Below are 1,148 nucleotides of genomic sequence, written 5' to 3'. Positions count from 1 at the left end.
CCAGCCAAAGATTTCCTAGACTTAGAAGAAAAGAAAAACTTACAAAAAGCTCTTAAAGAAGAAGAAAGAGCAGAGGTTAGGGAAAGAATTTTAATGTTTCTCTTGCTAAACGACGGAAAAACTCAACGAGAAATAGCTGAGTTTATTGGCTGTTCACTCAAAACAGTCGCCCCTTGGTGTGTTCATGGCGATCCTAACAATATAGAAAGTCTAGAAGATGGTAGAAAAAATGGAAATCATAAAAAAGCCACAGAGGAATATATTAATTTACTATTGAAAATAGTTGATGAAGACCCGAAGGAATTGGGATATGAATTCGGGAGATGGACAGCGGCAAGATTAGCAGAGCATCTAGAAAAGGAAACAGGAATTAAACTGAGTGGCTCGCAAGTGAGAAGAATATTGAGAAGAAAAAAGTATGTGTATATCTGGGCAAAATATAGTCTAGAAGATAAGCAAGACAAGAAATTAAGAAAAGCATTTAAAGAAAAATTAGATGAATATTTAAGGTTGGCTAAAGAAAAGCCAGAGTCAATTCAGGTATGGTTTTGGGACGGGGCTTTCAAGGTGGCGACGCAGGTTCGCCACACAGCCCCTCATGAGTGTGGATTTAGTTTGAGAGTAATAAGAAGGAGAGCTTGGACAAAAAAAGGAAAGCGAAAAAAAGTGAATGGGCAAAGAAAAAGAGGAAGGGTGAATGTGATGGGAGCCTTAAGATATAATGACAAAAAACGAGTCTGTTTTATGATCAAAAAAGGAAATTCAGAAACTTTCCATGAACAATTAAAGAAACTTCATGAAGAGATTCGTCAAGAATGGATAAACTTGGGAAATCTGCCCGAAGATTTTCGAGAAAAAGGACCGAAAATTATCATCATATTAGACAATGCTAGTGATCACAAAAAGAAAGATGTTATTGAGCAGGTGGAAAAAGAGTTGCCCAATATTAGGCTAGAGTTTTTACCAGCTTATAGTCCAGATTACAACCTAATAGAATTAGTGTGGCATTCCGCTAAAGAATACATAGCTAATCGAGAATTTGAAAATAAAGAAGAACTGGAAAAAGTAGTCAATCAGCTTTTAAATGAAGGGGGATTGATTATTAAATGGAGTAGAAAACTTAAAAATAAGGGTAATGCTGTCAATGT

General features: G+C 35.9%; 1 protein-coding gene. It reads left to right on the top strand.

Translation table 11 applies throughout. The features are described 5' to 3' along the window. On the top strand, window positions 1-1,148 hold a 1,148-nt coding region (locus O9295_RS26945; RefSeq protein ID WP_288036329.1), incomplete at both ends, for an IS630-like element ISMae23 family transposase.

Origin of the sequence: Microcystis sp. LE18-22.4A, from assembly GCF_027531105.1 — a bacterium.
Classification (GTDB): Bacteria; Cyanobacteriota; Cyanobacteriia; order Cyanobacteriales; family Microcystaceae; genus Microcystis; species Microcystis aeruginosa.
This window is presented reverse-complemented; position numbering and strand designations above follow the sequence as displayed.